This is a genomic window from Pseudomonas sp. 05T35, from assembly GCF_056396605.1.
On sequence record NZ_JBFTLU010000120.1, the window covers coordinates 1 to 13920 of the forward strand.

The window sequence follows — 13920 nt, forward strand, 5'->3', positions numbered from 1 at the left end:
TCGTAACACCCTGCCTGACCCCGTTCGAAGGCAGGGTGACCCTTGGACTATTTCGAATACACGTTGAGGTCATGATGACTGTCTTGAAGCTTCACACAATTGATTCGACCCCGGAAAAAAGCAAAGCACTGCTTCAGAGTTCCATCGACAATTTTGGCTGGATCCCCAATCAGAGTGCCTACATGTCGGAGTCACCTTCGTTACTGGCTGCCTATCAGCGTGCGCATGATCTGTTTATCGACAGTTCGTTGAACGAAGAAGAAAAAGCCGTGGTGTGGATCACCACCGGTGTGGAAAACCGTTGTGACTACACGGTCCAGGCCCACGCCTTCATTGCCCTTTCCAAGGGCGTGGATGAGCACGTGGTCGACGCCATCGCCCATGAGCCAACGCGCCTCAATGCGCGACTGATGGCGTTGCGCAGTTTTACCCTGGAAGTGATTCATTGCCGCGGTTGCCTGAGCAGACAGGCCATTGATGCTGTCTTGCAGGCGGGCTTCAGCAAGCAAAACATGCTGGATGTGGTTCTCGGTGTTTCACAGAAAAACATGTCGACAATCTTGAACGCTATTGCCGGCACCGAAATCGACGAGCGCTTCAAATGGGATGCCTTTCAAGGGTTCAAGCAAACGGCCGAGGCGTGAACGATGCTTCATCTGGACAGCGATTCGATCAAAGGACTGTTGAGTTTCGAGTTGTGCCTGCGGCTCAGCGAGGAAGCCTTCAGATTGCACTCTTCAGGCCAGGTGGAGCAGCCGTTGCGTACGATCGTCAAGGGCGGCGAGAACGAGTTGATGGGGGTCATGCCGGCTTACATCAAGTCCGGGCCCTATCAGGGGTTCGGCTTGAAGTCGGTGGTGGTCCGGTTGGGTGCTGAAGTTCGCGGCCCTTCGCATAGGGGGAGCGTGTTGATCTATGACGAAGCCGGCGTCTCCCCGGTCGTCGCGGTCGATGCCGGGGCGATCACTGAAATCCGCACGGCTGCGGCTTCGGCACACGCGACCCGCATTCTTGCGGCGCCTGACGCCAGCCGTGTGGCTATTCTGGGCACTGGCTTGCAAGCCCGTGCTCACCTGCTGGCAATGCGGGCCGTCAGGCCGGTCAGGCATGTTTCTGTATGGGGGCGTAGCGAGGCGGCGTGTCGTGAGTTTGCGTCCTGGAGCGAGCACTCCTGCGATTTGCCGGTCTCGATTTGCGCCACGGTTGCCGAGGCGGTGCGCGACAGCGACATCATCTGCACCACCACGGCAGCACGTGCGCCCATTCTGGCCCGTGCCGATCTGCCCGAACGCTGCCATATCAACGCAATTGGCTCCTCGGCTCCGGGTTTCCAGGAGTTGCATGAAGACGTGTATCAGGGCGCCGCGTTGTTCACGGACTGCAACCGATCGGTTTTTGCCGCGTCCGAGTGCGTGACGAAGGCTGTGATCAAAGGCCTGTTGCCGGACCAGGAGGTGGGAACAGAGATCGGCACTGTCGGCGCCGATCGCGTGTTGGCTCATAAGGCGGGTGTAACGATTTTCAAGTCGGTCGGATTGGCCGTGCAGGATCTGGTCTTTTCCCGGGAAGTCGTCAGGCAGTGGGTTGCCGGGTCCCGTTGAAACCGTTGATAACCTTGCTTGCCGGAAGCGGAACCGTTGAGCAAAACAATAATAAATGACCTGAGGAACGCGACATGCTCGATATGACACAAGTACTTACCTATTCGGCAGCGCTGGGTATCGCTGCCGCCATTCCCGGCCCCGGCATGGCGGCGCTGGTGGCGCGGAGCGTCAGCGGTGGCGCGTTATCGGGGTTTTGTCTGCTGTTTGGGCTGATCCTCGGCGATCTGACTTACCTGTCATTTGCCGTCTTTGGCCTGGCGATGATCGCCGAGCACTTCAATACATTGTTCCAGCTGGTACGCTGGGCGGCGGCACTGTACCTGTGCTATCTGGCCTGGCAGTTCTGGTTCGCCAACCATCAGGAGATTGAAGTCGGCAAGCCGGTGAAGAAGAAGGAGCTGTTGTCGGCGGCAATATCCGGCCTGACCATTACCCTGGGAAACCCGAAAACCATTGCCTTCTACCTGGCGTTGTTGCCGCTGGTGATCAACCTTGAGACGGTCTCGTTGCAGACCTGGGGGCTGATGCTGGTGCCACTGACCATTCTGGTTCTGCTGGGTGTTGGCGCGCTGTTCATTGTTGGCGCGGTGCGCATCCGGCACCTGCTGTCGAGCCTGCGAGCACAACAGCGGCTGTTTCGCGGCGCGGCAGCGATCATGGTGGCGGCTGCCGCAGCGATGCTGATTCGTTGAGGCGCTGAGAGCCCGTGTCTGCACCCTGCATGGAAGTGTTTCGCCTGCGGCGCGGTCACGGCGCCGCTCCTTGTCGGCGCTTCGGCTCAGAGCTTGTAACCGATCTGTCGCAACAGGTTTTTGCGCCACAGGATATCTTCGTCTCCTTCAATGTCCTTGGCGCAAAAACCATCCACGACACCGAGGATCGCTCGGCCTTGTTCCGTTTCAGCGAGAATGACTTCCGTTGGGTTGGCTGTCGCACAAAAGATATGGCACACCTCAGGCACCATTTTGAGGATGTTCAACACGTTGAGCGGATAGAAACCGTCGCCGAGGAAAATGATGAAGCTATGGCCTGCGGCGATGGCTTTTGCGTTTTTTTGCGCCAGTTCGATCATGGCGCTGTCGGTGCCGGACCAGCGCACCAGGCATTTGCCGGAGGCTTCACAAAAGGCCAGGCCAAACGTGATGCCCGGCACGCAACTGACTAATGCTTCATGAATGTCCTCGACAGACTTGATGAAGTGCGTCTGCCCAAAAATGAAGTTCGTCGCTTCCGGCTTATCGATTTTCAACGTGATGAGTTGCATCTCAAACGCCTCCTTCCACGATGTATTATCAGGGCCCGACAACACAACCAAGCATAGTTACTGATTGGCAGTGGCGTCGTCTGCTGTCGATCGCGGCGTCTCATTCAGGTCGGCGAACCACTCTGACCTTGCCGCTGTTTCCTCCTCCACAGAAGAACTGGTCGGCACCATCCGACTCGAGTCCCGATACGCCGACACCAGCAGGCATTTTGAGGCTCTCCAGAATCTCACCCGTTTGAGGATCGACGTGCCTCAATTCGCTTTCTTCACCCTCCCAGGTGCCGTGCCAGAGTTCTCCGTCGACCCAGGTGACGCCAGTGACGAAGCGGTTGGATTCGATGGTGCGCAGAATCGCCCCGGTTTGGGGATCGATCTGATGAATTTTCCGGTCCCGATACTCGCCCACCCAAAGCGTCCCTTCGGCCCATGTGAGCCCTGAGTTGCTGCCGCCGGGCACAGGGATCGTGGCGAGCACGCGACCGGTTTTCGGGTCGATCTTCTGGATGCGATCCTCGGCGATCTGAAACAGGTGCTGACCGTCAAAGGCTGTGCCAGCATGCGCGGCGACATCGATTGAGCGCAGGGTATTCCCGCTCGCGGGATCGAGGGCGTTCAGTTTGTCTCCGGAAGCGAACCAGACCTGTTGGCCGTCATAGGTGACCCCATGCACATGGTCGACTCCCGGAAAGGGTCCATATTCGCGGATAATTTCGGCTGCTGAGTGTTTCATGTCTTCCACCCTGGTGGTTTGGTCGTGGAGTGATCCTAGTCACTTGGAAGTGGAGCAGGGAGTAACAATGACGTCGCGAAACCCGGCACCGAAGGCGTTATCCAGCGACGCGCTCGCCCGCGACCAAACCACTGGACCTTGCCGGCCGCCGCCAGCGAGTCGAGTGCCCGCTGCACGGTGCGCTGGCTGGCGCCAAGCGCCAGCGCCAGGGCTGAGCTCGACCACGACTCACCGTCGGCGAGGAGGGCGAGCACCGCCGCCTGCTTCTCTTCGACGGGCCGTGCCAGCACGACGACTTCCAGTGCGCTGCGCGGCACCAGCGCAAAACCGCGCTTTGTAGCAGTCACGCCAGCCACGGTCCGCAGCGCCGCGCGAAGTCGCCCGACCTCGACGCGCAATCGCGCGCGATGCGACTCATCGTCAAGCTTCAATCGGAAGGCTCGGGCGATAAGCGTTTCCCTCGATACGTCGGCGGGCCACGCTTCGCCCAACGCCCGGGCGAGCGCGAACAGCACCGGGCGCCTTGCGAGCGAGACTTGCGCGCGTGCGTCACGCACGAGATGACGGCAGGCGTCCACGACGAGCGCCTTTGACGCCAGTAGCGCTTCAACGTCCTCAAGCAGCAGGAGCCGCTCCTCGCCACCGGTAATCAGGCGCGCCGCAGGCGTGTCGAGGAGGAGGCATGCGCTGTCGACCTCGGCTGTCAGCGCAGGGATTGCGGCGTGGCGTGCGGCATGCTCGGCCCGAGTGAGTGCCACCCGTGCCGTCTTCGCCTGGAGGCGGCGCATCGCGATCCCCGCCACGACCAACTCGTGAACAGCCCTCGATGCAGGCGGTAAAGGCGTGGGGTCGAGTTCGGCAAGCCGGTGCTCGGCTTCGTCGAGATGACCGATCAGCAGCAAGCGCYGGATCTCGAGGTACCGGGCATGCGCGGCGTTAACCCGGTCACCGTGTTCTTCGAGTGTCGCCCGTGCTGCATCGAGTGCCTTCGCAGGCCAGCCAAGGTCGCGCGAAGCGAGCGCAATCTCGGCCTCGGCAACCACGCACCGCGCTAGGGCCAAGGCCTCTTTCGGACCGAAGGCACGTGCCGCACTGCGCAACAGAGCCTTCGCGCGAACCAGTTCGCCGAGCTGCGCCATGGCGATGCCGCGTAACGCGAGTGCCGGCGCATCGTCGCGCAAGGCCACCCGGTTCAGTGCGCCGAGGGGATCACCTGCCGCGAGCGCACGCGCCGCGGCTGTTATCAGCGAATCCATCAGAATCGCGCCACAGCTGTCACTCCTGCCCTCCGATACCCGCTGCTTAGTCTATCTCACGACTACCAAACAGCCCGGAGGCTAACAAGCGCTGAGTCAGGTGCCTTCGCAGGAAGACATTCAGAGCTTGCTGACGCCTGCCAGAGGCAGGCTGAATCGCTGTTCACAGGTGCAGCACCCTGGAACTGCTGCGGTATAGGCTGGCCGAAGGGGTTATTGGCGCCGCCCAGGTGGTGCTCCCGGTGCCAGCGTGAGCTCCGCGCAGAGGCCACCGCCTTCGCGGTTGCTCAAGGTCAGCGAACCGCCGATAGCCAGCGCCAGTTGCTGGGCGATGGCCAGCCCCAGTCCGGTGCCGCCGGTGGTGCGGTTGCGCGAGCTTTCTACCCGATAGAACGGCTTCATGACCTCGGCCAACTCGTCCTCGGCGATCCCCGGTCCGCGATCCAGCACCTTGATCGACAGGTTGCCAGCGCTCGATTGCACCACCAGCTCTGCTGCGCCGGCGAACTTCAAGGCGTTGTCCAGCAGGTTGACCAGCACCCGCCGCAGGGCATGGGGACGGGTATCGATCACGGCGGCATTTCTGTCAGTCAACTGCACGGGCTTGCCCATGTCCTGATAGTCGAAGACCAGGCTGACGAGAAAGGAGTCCAGGTCAATGCGACAACTGGCTTCGGTGGCGCCATGCACGCTGCGGGCATAGGCCACACCTTCGCGCACCAGGTGCTCGATTTCTTCCAGGTCCTGCCAGAGTTTGTCCTTTTCGGCTGAATCGTCCATGAATTCCGCCCGAAGTTTCATCCGGGTGATGGGCGTTTGCAGATCATGGGAAATGGCGGCGAGCAGTTGCATTCGTTCCTTGAGATAGGCCGCGATGCGCTCCTGCATGGCATTGAAGGCCGCGGCAGCGTAGGCGACTTCGGTCGGGCCGGTTTCATCCAGGTGAATTTGGTGGGTGTTGGGATCGAGGGTTTCCACTGCGCGGGACAAACGCGTCAAAGGGCGGATGGCAATTCTCACGGCCAGCCAGGTGCAGCCGATCAACAGCAGCAACTGGCCGAGCAGGACCACCGGCAGCCACGGCGAGAGCGGCATGATCGAGGGCCGGACGTCGATTGTCAGTGGGTTGCCATCGGACAGCCGCAGGTGCGCCTGATAATGTTTCTGCGGGCCTGGGATGTCACTGAATGTCAGCGAAAAGTCATGGCCGACGGCATCTTCGATGGAGCGCACGGAGACCGGAACGTCGTCCTGTTGCATCGGTACACCGGGCTCACCCTCGCTCAGCAGGTAACCATAGTTGCGCCTTTCCAGACGTTGCAACCAACTGGCGCGCTCCTCGGCTGGCAAGCGGTCAAGGATTGCAACCGAGGTGGCCACGTCGTTGACCAGATTGCCAAGCATCGTCGATTTCGCGCTCTGGTAGCGTTCGTAATACTGAGCGGCGAAGGACAGACCCTGAGCCAGAATCAAGCCGATCAGAAAGATCAATGAGAGACGCGACGCCAGCGTGCGCGGCCAGTGCAGCGAGAAATTCATGATGGTGCACCGAGGATTTCCACCGGCAGGGAGAACACGTAGCCTTCGCTGCGCACCGTCTTGATGTAGGCCGGTTCGCGGGCATCATCCAGCAGGCGTTGGCGCAGGCGGCTCACCAGCAAATCGATGGAGCGATCGAACAGATCGGCATCGCGGCCCTGGGTCAGGTTGAGCAACTGGTCGCGGTTGAGCACGCGCTGCGGATGGTCGAGGAAGACCCTCAGCAGGCGGTATTCGGCGCCACTCAAGGCGACCATGGTGCCGTCCTCATCGAGCAAGTGGCGGGCCGAGGTATCCAGGCGCCAACGACCGAAACCCAGTAGCCGACCACTTTCGGTGACCATCAGGTTCGGCGGCAGCATCCGCGTGCGTCGCAGTACCGCATTGATGCGGGCCAGCAGTTCGCGGGCGGCGAACGGTTTGACCAGGTAATCGTCGGCGCCCATCTCAAGGCCGATGATGCGGTCGGTTTCGTCGTTGCGGGCGGTGAGCATCAGTACCGGTATGGCTTTGTGTTTGCCGGCACGCAGTTCGCGGCACAGCAGCAGGCCGTCGTCGCCGGGCATCATGATGTCGAGCACAATCAGGTCGACCGGTGTGGTCTCGAGGAAGGCACGCATCTGGCGCCCATCGGCGACCACCGTGGTGCGCAAACCATTCTTCTTCAGGTAGTTGCCTACCAGCTCTCTGATCTCGCGATCGTCATCGACAATCAGAATGTGATCGACATGATCCATTGCCTCAACCTCTGTGTGTATGCGGTTTTCGCGCAGTCTATCGAGCCTGGATGAGCTTGCCCAAAGGCCTTTGTATTGCAGTGTATCTGGCGCGGGCTGGATACACATGGACGCAAAAAAAGCACCGATTTGGCCGCTGGCTTTGGTGCTGGACGCAAAGGGGCGGGTGCGCTACAGCCATTTCGGGGAAGGTGATTACGCCGAACAAGAACAGGTGATTCAGGGACTGCTGGAAGAGGCGAAAATCGCCGAGGTTGCTGTACCCAGTGCAATACAGACGGTCGGTCGGTAGCGAAGCAGTGGCTTTGTTCTATCCTGAAATTGAACGCAAACCTCAGGAGGAGGGCTTTATGGCAACCGAAAAGAAACGTGAACAGTACGAAGATTTTGAAGAGGAAAAGCCAGAAGAAGCGACCCCGGAAGAGAATCCACCCGATCCGACGTGGAAGCATCCGGACGATGGAAAAAGCCTTTCGGAGCTCGACGAGGAATGGCCGCTTAAACCCTGAGCCATCTGCCTTTTGCACAATGCCCGTGGCCAGTCCCGGGCATTGTGCTGTCGACCTTGCGTTACTCCAGTGCCGTCGACGTCGTTGCGGGTCGTGTGCGTGCCAGCACGTTATAGGAAACCCGTGGAATGCCCCGCAGACGGTTGTCGAGCAATTTGCTCAAGGACTCTCCCTGATACAGATAGGCGTCACCAAAGTCGCTGCCGAGCATCGTCGGATGGGCGACGATTTCCAGCAGTCCGTCTGCCGGTGGCCTGGCGTTGCGCAAGTCCACCGGGGTACAGACGTAGTCCGCCGTGGCACCGGCGAGGCGGTGTAAACGTCGGTTGAGCAAGCTATTGAATACTCGTTTGGTCAGGCTGAGGTTGTGCCCCGGATTGCGCGCCAGGCGAACGGGGACTCCTTGACGGGCAGCAAACCGCGCGACGATCTCACCGATCGGCCAGATAGTGTGAACATGCTGGTGGGAATCGAGATGGCTGGGCTGCAGGCCATTGTCCAGGCAGTGCTGCCATTGCGCTTCGAGCTCCTTCAGCACGGCATCGCGTTGCTGGCGGCTGAGCCACAGGCGGTGGCGGGGCAGGTTCAGGTCGAACTCGCCAGCCGTGTCGCAAAAGTTTGGCAGCTCGAGAATCGCCCGGCTCAGGGGCCGGCCGTACGTGAGGTTGAAGTGCAGTCCCACGCGGCCCTTGAGCAGTGGCTGTTGCGCCAGCTCACAGGCTGCTGAGAAGGCCGGCATGTTGGCCATGACGGTAGCGGAGCTGATCACCCCGGCCTGGAAGGCCCGCAGGATGACTGCGTTTTCGTTCAGGCTGAGCCCGAAATCGTCAGCGTTGACTATGACTTGGCGAGGCATGTTCGTCCTCCATGGGGGGGGCAGTGGGCGCGATTTTTTTATCGACGCCGGTCACGACGGGAGTGCGGGCCAAACGTGCGACAGCTGCCGCACGTTTGGCTCGCCACTGTTGCAGCCTCGGTTTGATGTGCTGCCAGCCCTCGTCCAGACCCCAGCGAATCCACTCATCAAGCAGCACTCGGCCGCTGCCCAGACCGGCATATTGCGGCACGAGCCAGGTTGTAGTCGTTAGAGCCGACCCTGTTCCAGAAAGCCTAGACGATAGCTGATGCAACGCCCGTCAAGTTCCAGCACGACCACGCGGCCCTTGCGCGGTGAGGTCGATCTGGTTCTCGATCCTCGGCGTGGCGCCGTTCACGCTGTTGCTGCCTCATGTGGACCTGTTCTGGACCCGTGTGCCGAGCGTGGTGATCGGCTTCATCCTGGCGTCGGCGTTCTCGGCTATCGTGGTCTACGCTCAAGAACAAGTACCGGGCAACGCCGGGATGATTGCCGGGGTGTTCTTCGGTCTGATGTTTGGTTTCGGCGGAAATTGGTAGCCAGGAAGCTCGAGGCGATTGCTGTTTGATCGTTGCTTTGGCGTCAAAGGAGAGGGTGTGTTTTCGCCCTGTTTCTATGTGAATCTCTGTGCATGCTACTTGGTCGGAGGGATCCTTATGTTGCGTTTGTTATTACCTGTGCTCTGCGCGCTGGTGGTCTGGCCCAGCATTACCAGTGCCGACGAAAAAGCCGCGGCTTATCTGCTAAGTCCGGGTGACGCCATTTCGGTTTCCGTGTGGGGCGAAGAGAAGCTGAAACAGGAGGTGCACGTACTTCCTGATGGCAGCATTACCTTCCCGCTGGCAGGACAAGTCGATGTTGCGGGGCTTGATGCCACTGCAGTCGCAAAGAAAATCGCTGCCAGGCTTAAGGAGTTCATACCCGATCCGAACGTGAGCGTTGTCGTCACGAGCACCGCAGGCAATCTCGTCTATGTGCAGGGTAAGGTGCTGAAGCCCGGCACCGTACAGATGTCAGGTCCAACTGCAGTGCTGCAAGTATTGAGCATGTCGGGCGGGCTCGACAAATTCGCCGACAAGGAGGACATCAAGGTCGTGCGCCGCAATGGGGCTAAACAAGAGATCCTGCCCGTCCATTACAGCGATTTGATGTCCGGGCGTGACATGTCCACCAATATTCAACTCCAGGCCGGCGATACGCTGGTCGTGCCTTAGCCTTGCGCGAAGCACTAAGGATTATCTTGCCCGTGCTGCGAACGGCTGGAGTTGCGACGGCCATCCTGATCTTGCCGTGCTCCGGTGTGGCCTATGCTGCCACTTGGCATTCAGCAATCGTTGTGCCTTCGACTGTCGAGTACGACAGCAACCCGGTGCTTGTTACGGAAAACAAGAAGGGTGTGACTCGTACGATCATCGCTCCCGATTACACGCTTGTCGGTACTTCAGACCGGGATCAGTGGCGGTTCGGTCTTGGCATGAATCTGGTGCGTTCGTCTGATACGTCCATCGTTTCGGACCGCGAAGACCCCAACGTGCAGTTAGGGTGGCAGCGCGAGACCGAGACGGGTGGTTTTGGACTCACGGCGAAGTATATTGAGAGCTCGACGCTCTCCACTGCGGTTCAAGCGACCGGCGTGATTGCCACCACCGATGGTACGCAAAAGCTAACCTCGTTCGGCGGCAACTGGAGTACCGCTCTCAGTGAGCGAACTACCTTGGTTAACGAAACCGACTACACACATGTCACTTACGACATTAATACACTCACCAACTATGACGAGCTTTCGAACCGCCTGAGCTTTAACTACGCATGGAGTGAGCGTGTAGAGCTATTCACGCGTTTTGGCGTGAAGCGTTATGAGCCGCAGCAGGGATCTGCGTTGCCTTCCTCAAACAGTTACACCCCCACTGCCGGCTTGAACTTTGAGATCTCCGAGCGGCTCAAGGGGGCGGTTTACGCGGGTGTCAATCAAGTCTCTGGCTCGAACAGCCGCCCCCGTGGCCAAGGCGGTTTTTCGTTGCACTATACCGGTGAGCGTGTTGATACAAGTATCGACGCCAGTCGTAGTACCGTCGCCAGCGGCGACGGCGGTTTTGTCGAGGTTGATAACCTGAACGGTACATGGAGTTATGCCCTCGACGACACCAGCCGTACCGGTTTTGATGCCTCATGGCAAAAAACCAAAGGGCTAGCGCCTAATACCCTGCGCAATGTCGGTGTCTGGTTTAGCCGGGAACTCTCGCCTTTTTGGGTGGCGCGCCTATCCTTGCGCTACCGTTAAGGGGCGCGGAGAAGTGACGATTGCTTTCCGTCTTTCCTTTGAGCACCGGCAGCCAGAGATTGCCAACAAAGTGGCCAACGAGCTGGTGACGCTGTTTCTGGATGAAAACATCAAGCAGCGCACCGAGCGCGCCAGTGAAACAACAGAGTTTCTGACGYAGGAGGCGGACAAGCTCAGGGTCGAACTGGAAGCTCTGGAAAACCGCTTGGCAGACTTCAAGCAAGCGCACAGCAACGCGCTTCCCGAGCATCAGGAGTTGCGCATGAATATGTTGTCACGCGCCGAAATCGAGCTCAAAGAGGTCGACCGTGACTACAAAACTGCCCGTGAGGAGTTGCGCTTCAATGAGTTGGAGCTTTCCGCAGCAGCGACCAAGCATGTATCGCCCGGCGCGGGGGTTGATAAACAGCAAGATCTGGGAAGCCTGAAGGCGGAGTACACCCGGTTACTGTCGCTGTATACCGAAGCCCACCCCGATGTGCGTGCCGTCAAACGCAAAATTGCTGCACTTGAGGCTACCAAAGGTGCTGGTGGTGCAGCGGCTTCAGTCAATCTGGACCTTGCCAAGGCTCAGGCCCGGATCGCTGCCGCAGAAACACGTATCAAGTCGCTGGCCGATCAAAAGCAGGAAATACTCAAAAAAATAGCCGACTACGAGGCGCAAATTCTTGAGACGCCGCAAGTCGAGCGCGGCTTGGTCACACTGATGCGTGACTATGAAAACGCTAAAAAGAAATACGAGGAAATACGCACCAAGGAAATGAGTGCGAAAATTTCCGAAAGCCTGGAGCAGGAAAACAAAGCCGAGCGTTTTGTTCTTCTGGAATCGCCATTGATGCCTGAAAAGCCGATACGGCCGAACCGTAAAAAAGTGGTCGCCATGGGCTTTGTTCTCGCTCCGGTGGGCGCTGGCACATTGGTGATGGTCCTTGAGATGCTGAACCAGCGCGTTCGCGGAGCTGAAGCCTTGGCCAGTGTGCTGGGTAGACGCATCTTGGTTGCGATTCCCTACATATACACCAGAGCGGAACTGGCACGCCGTAAGCAGTGGCGAACGCGATTGATCGTCAGTGGAGTCGTGCTCATCGTGCTCTTTCTGGTGCTCTTGCATTTCTTCTACATGCCTCTGGACCTTTTGATGTTTAAAACTCTGGGCCGGTTTGCATAAGGAATATAGCCATGGAAATCATCAAGCCCGATACCGAGAATTCCGAGCAACAGCCTTCGTCAAGTCTCGTGACAATGCCAAAAGCCATGACAGTGACCGGGCAGTCTGCAAGTCTGAATGCGCTGAGTTATGTGCAAACCAAAGTTGTACCGCTGCGGCCAGATCATCTCGAGCGCAATCGCATTGTGGCGTACAACAAGAATTCGAATATGGGGGGGGCTTTCGATCTGCTGCGTACGCAAGTTCTGAAAGTCATGGAAGAAAATGGCTGGCGCACGCTTGCTATCACCTCGCCAACTCCGGAGGCAGGCAAGACTGTATTGGCTATCAACCTGGCAATGAGTATCGCCCATCACACCACCAAGACGGCGCTACTGGTGGATTTCGACTTGCGTCGTCCGATGGTGGGTGCCTGCCTGGGTCTGCCGATGGAGAAATCGCTCAATGAATTGCTGGACGATGAAGCGGAACTGCAAGAGGTTCTGGTCAACCCGACCTTGCCGCGCTTTGTAGTCCTGCCGACGCGAAAGCCGATCCCTCTCTCCACCGAGGTGCTGTCATCGCCTACAGTGAGCGATTTGATTACTGATCTGCGCGAGCGCTACGACTCGCGTATCGTGATTTTCGACTTGCCGCCGTTATTGAGTTCGGACGATGTTATTACCGTCTTGCCTAAATTCGACTGCGTCCTGCTGGTGGTCGCCAACGGCATGAACAGCAGGAAAGAGATCGAGGAAAGCCTTTATCATCTGGGGACAGCCAATCTGATTGGCACGGTACTAAACAAAGCCGAGCGCCCAAGCCGCTCTTACTACTAGAGCGTCACCCTCAGGTGTTCGGCGTTATGCAACAGCGCCGACTTTCAGTGCCAAGGGTACTTCTGCTCCCAGCTCCAGGCGTGCGCCACTATCTGCTCAAGTGAGGCAAATTGCGGTTGCCAGCCAAGTAATGTGTTGGCCATGCGGGGGTCGGCCACAAGGCGTGGTGGATCGCCGGCGCGGCGTGGCGCTTCGCTCACGCAGATATCCTGGCCGGTCACGGCGCGTGCAGTGTCTATGACTTGTTGTACTGAGAAACCTTGACCGTTTCCGAGGTTCAAAGCCGTGCTTGCACCACCTGCCAGTAAATAATTCACGGCAAGTGCATGAGCTGCAACGAGGTCGACAACGTGGATGTAGTCGCGAATGCAAGTGCCGTCAGGTGTGTCGTAGTCACGGCCATAGACGGTGATGGTTGTGCGCCGACCGGAGGCCGCTTGCAGTATCAGTGGCAGCAGGTGGGTTTCCGGTTCACGGCGTTCACCTAACTGTCCTTCAGGGTCTGCTCCGGCGGCGTTGAAGTAGCGCAGGCAGACCGATTTGAGCCCGTATGCACGGTCGAAATCTTCAAGCATCTGCTCCACCATCCACTTGCTGCGACCATAAGGGTTGATCGCGGCCTTGGGATGCTCTTCGTCGATAGGTACATACACCGGGTCGCCATAGATGGCTGCGGTCGAGGAAAAAATGAAGTTTTTAACCCCGGCACGAACCACGGCTTGTAGCAGCGTCAGGGTTCCAGCCAGGTTGTTTTGGTAATACTTGGCAGGTTCAGTGACGGATTCGCCCACCTGTGTAAATGAGGCGAAGTGGAACACGGCATCAAAGTGCTGTCCCGCAAACAAGACGTTCAGGGCTTGTGCGTCGGCGATGTCCAGTTCGACCAATCTCCCGCCCATCAATGCGCCGCGATGGCCTGTTGAAAAGTTGTCTGCCACCACCGGTTCGTGACCTGCACGCAGTAGTTGCTTGACCATATGCGAGCCGATATAGCCTGCGCCACCAACAACCAAAAATTTCATCCTGATCTCCTGGAAACTGTTGCTGTGCAAGCACAGATTGGAACGCCAGTTCGATCCGCCTGATCATTACGTTAAAAGACAGGTTAGCTAATGAGTTGCCAGCGCGCTGGATGATGCTGTATTGACAGGGCCTGGC

The 13920-nt window shown here is 58.6% G+C and carries 15 protein-coding genes and 3 pseudogenes; 10 read left to right on the plus strand and 8 right to left on the minus strand.

What is annotated here, in order from left to right; translation table 11 throughout:
• Positions 1-74: 74 nt before the first annotated feature.
• From AC1DH9_RS11960 to AC1DH9_RS11970, 3 genes are all read left to right on the plus strand, one after another.
• Positions 75-644: a carboxymuconolactone decarboxylase family protein gene (locus AC1DH9_RS11960; protein WP_427536421.1), complete on the plus strand. Its 570-nt coding sequence runs from the start codon at positions 75-77 to the stop codon at positions 642-644.
• A 3-nt stretch (positions 645-647) separates the two neighbouring features.
• Positions 648-1601, plus strand: a complete 954-nt coding sequence (locus AC1DH9_RS11965) for an ornithine cyclodeaminase family protein (protein WP_427536423.1) — start codon at positions 648-650, stop codon at positions 1599-1601.
• Positions 1602-1675: 74 nt separating this feature from the next.
• Positions 1676-2296, plus strand: coding sequence for a LysE family translocator (locus tag AC1DH9_RS11970; RefSeq protein WP_427536425.1), 621 nt, complete (start codon positions 1676-1678; stop codon positions 2294-2296).
• 86 nt (positions 2297-2382) lie between these two features.
• Here the strand turns inward: AC1DH9_RS11970 and AC1DH9_RS11975 are convergent, their stop codons facing one another.
• The 5 genes from AC1DH9_RS11975 to AC1DH9_RS11995 all read right to left on the minus strand — a co-directional run bounded on the left by AC1DH9_RS11975 (position 2383) and on the right by AC1DH9_RS11995 (position 7130).
• A complete protein-coding gene (locus tag AC1DH9_RS11975; protein ID WP_427534502.1) occupies positions 2383-2868 on the minus strand; it encodes an adenosine-specific kinase in 486 nt (161 codons plus the stop codon).
• A 100-nt stretch (positions 2869-2968) separates the two neighbouring features.
• The gene (locus AC1DH9_RS11980) at positions 2969-3598 is read right to left on the minus strand and encodes a Vgb family protein (protein ID WP_427536427.1); all 630 of its coding nucleotides are present in this window, start codon (positions 3596-3598) and stop codon (positions 2969-2971) included.
• 35 nt (positions 3599-3633) lie between these two features.
• Positions 3634-4854: a helix-turn-helix domain-containing protein gene (locus tag AC1DH9_RS11985; protein ID WP_477808220.1), complete on the minus strand. Its 1221-nt coding sequence runs from the start codon at positions 4852-4854 to the stop codon at positions 3634-3636.
• A 213-nt stretch (positions 4855-5067) separates the two neighbouring features.
• Positions 5068-6393 (minus strand): sensor histidine kinase, encoded by a 1326-nt coding sequence (locus AC1DH9_RS11990; protein WP_427536431.1) that lies wholly within the window; start codon positions 6391-6393, stop codon positions 5068-5070.
• The gene (locus AC1DH9_RS11995; RefSeq protein ID WP_427536433.1) at positions 6390-7130 is read right to left on the minus strand and encodes a response regulator; all 741 of its coding nucleotides are present in this window, start codon (positions 7128-7130) and stop codon (positions 6390-6392) included. Before AC1DH9_RS11995 ends, AC1DH9_RS11990 begins: the two co-directional genes overlap by 4 nt.
• Before the next feature lie 106 nt (positions 7131-7236).
• Here AC1DH9_RS11995 and AC1DH9_RS12000 point away from each other — a divergent pair, with 106 nt between their 5' ends.
• Complete coding sequence (locus AC1DH9_RS12000) at positions 7237-7422, plus strand: hypothetical protein (RefSeq protein ID WP_427536649.1); 186 nt, start codon at positions 7237-7239, stop codon at positions 7420-7422.
• Positions 7423-7480: 58 nt separating this feature from the next.
• Entirely contained in the window at positions 7481-7639 is a 159-nt protein-coding gene (locus AC1DH9_RS12005) for a hypothetical protein (RefSeq protein ID WP_427536435.1), read from the plus strand.
• 61 nt (positions 7640-7700) lie between these two features.
• Here the strand turns inward: AC1DH9_RS12005 and AC1DH9_RS12010 are convergent, their stop codons facing one another.
• Positions 7701-8495, minus strand: coding sequence for a carbohydrate deacetylase (locus tag AC1DH9_RS12010; protein WP_427536437.1), 795 nt, complete (start codon positions 8493-8495; stop codon positions 7701-7703).
• Positions 8467-8798: pseudogene (locus tag AC1DH9_RS12015) on the minus strand (GNAT family N-acetyltransferase); the annotation flags it as partial. The pseudogene AC1DH9_RS12015 and the gene AC1DH9_RS12010, both read right to left, overlap by 29 nt.
• A 20-nt stretch (positions 8799-8818) precedes the next feature.
• Between AC1DH9_RS12015 and AC1DH9_RS12020 the strand changes: the two are divergent.
• The 5 genes and pseudogenes from AC1DH9_RS12020 to AC1DH9_RS12040 all read left to right on the plus strand — a co-directional run.
• Positions 8819-9025: pseudogene (locus tag AC1DH9_RS12020) on the plus strand (MFS transporter); the annotation flags it as partial.
• 126 nt (positions 9026-9151) lie between these two features.
• Positions 9152-9709 (plus strand): polysaccharide biosynthesis/export family protein, encoded by a 558-nt coding sequence (locus AC1DH9_RS12025; RefSeq protein ID WP_427530899.1) that lies wholly within the window; start codon positions 9152-9154, stop codon positions 9707-9709.
• 26 nt (positions 9710-9735) lie between these two features.
• A complete protein-coding gene (locus AC1DH9_RS12030) occupies positions 9736-10776 on the plus strand; it encodes a hypothetical protein (protein WP_477808221.1) in 1041 nt (346 codons plus the stop codon).
• Positions 10772-11944: pseudogene (locus AC1DH9_RS12035) on the plus strand (GumC family protein); the annotation flags it as partial. The gene AC1DH9_RS12030 and the pseudogene AC1DH9_RS12035, both read left to right, overlap by 5 nt.
• A gap of 74 nt (positions 11945-12018) precedes the next feature.
• Positions 12019-12762 carry a CpsD/CapB family tyrosine-protein kinase gene (locus tag AC1DH9_RS12040; protein ID WP_427536639.1) on the plus strand — a complete coding sequence of 248 codons (744 nt, stop codon included), beginning with the start codon at positions 12019-12021 and terminating at the stop codon, positions 12760-12762.
• A gap of 44 nt (positions 12763-12806) precedes the next feature.
• Here AC1DH9_RS12040 and galE read toward each other — a convergent pair whose 3' ends face one another.
• Positions 12807-13784, minus strand: a complete 978-nt coding sequence (gene galE, locus AC1DH9_RS12045; RefSeq protein ID WP_427536441.1) for a UDP-glucose 4-epimerase GalE — start codon at positions 13782-13784, stop codon at positions 12807-12809.
• Between the last annotated feature and the right edge of the window lie 136 nt (positions 13785-13920).

Coding starts and splice junctions, on each gene's coding strand:
- AC1DH9_RS12005 (WP_427536435.1), top strand. CDS start 7,481: ATGGCAACCGAAAAGAAACGTGAACAGTACGAAGATTTTGAAGAGGAA.
- AC1DH9_RS12040 (WP_427536639.1), top strand. CDS start 12,019: ATGCCAAAAGCCATGACAGTGACCGGGCAGTCTGCAAGTCTGAATGCG.
- AC1DH9_RS12010 (WP_427536437.1), bottom strand. CDS start 8,495: ATGCCTCGCCAAGTCATAGTCAACGCTGACGATTTCGGGCTCAGCCTG.
- AC1DH9_RS11960 (WP_427536421.1), top strand. CDS start 75: ATGACTGTCTTGAAGCTTCACACAATTGATTCGACCCCGGAAAAAAGC.
- AC1DH9_RS11965 (WP_427536423.1), top strand. CDS start 648: ATGCTTCATCTGGACAGCGATTCGATCAAAGGACTGTTGAGTTTCGAG.
- AC1DH9_RS12025 (WP_427530899.1), top strand. CDS start 9,152: ATGTTGCGTTTGTTATTACCTGTGCTCTGCGCGCTGGTGGTCTGGCCC.
- galE (WP_427536441.1), bottom strand. CDS start 13,784: ATGAAATTTTTGGTTGTTGGTGGCGCAGGCTATATCGGCTCGCATATG.
- AC1DH9_RS11975 (WP_427534502.1), bottom strand. CDS start 2,868: ATGCAACTCATCACGTTGAAAATCGATAAGCCGGAAGCGACGAACTTC.
- AC1DH9_RS11970 (WP_427536425.1), top strand. CDS start 1,676: ATGCTCGATATGACACAAGTACTTACCTATTCGGCAGCGCTGGGTATC.
- AC1DH9_RS12000 (WP_427536649.1), top strand. CDS start 7,237: ATGGACGCAAAAAAAGCACCGATTTGGCCGCTGGCTTTGGTGCTGGAC.
- AC1DH9_RS11990 (WP_427536431.1), bottom strand. CDS start 6,393: ATGAATTTCTCGCTGCACTGGCCGCGCACGCTGGCGTCGCGTCTCTCA.
- AC1DH9_RS11980 (WP_427536427.1), bottom strand. CDS start 3,598: ATGAAACACTCAGCAGCCGAAATTATCCGCGAATATGGACCCTTTCCG.
- AC1DH9_RS11995 (WP_427536433.1), bottom strand. CDS start 7,130: ATGGATCATGTCGATCACATTCTGATTGTCGATGACGATCGCGAGATC.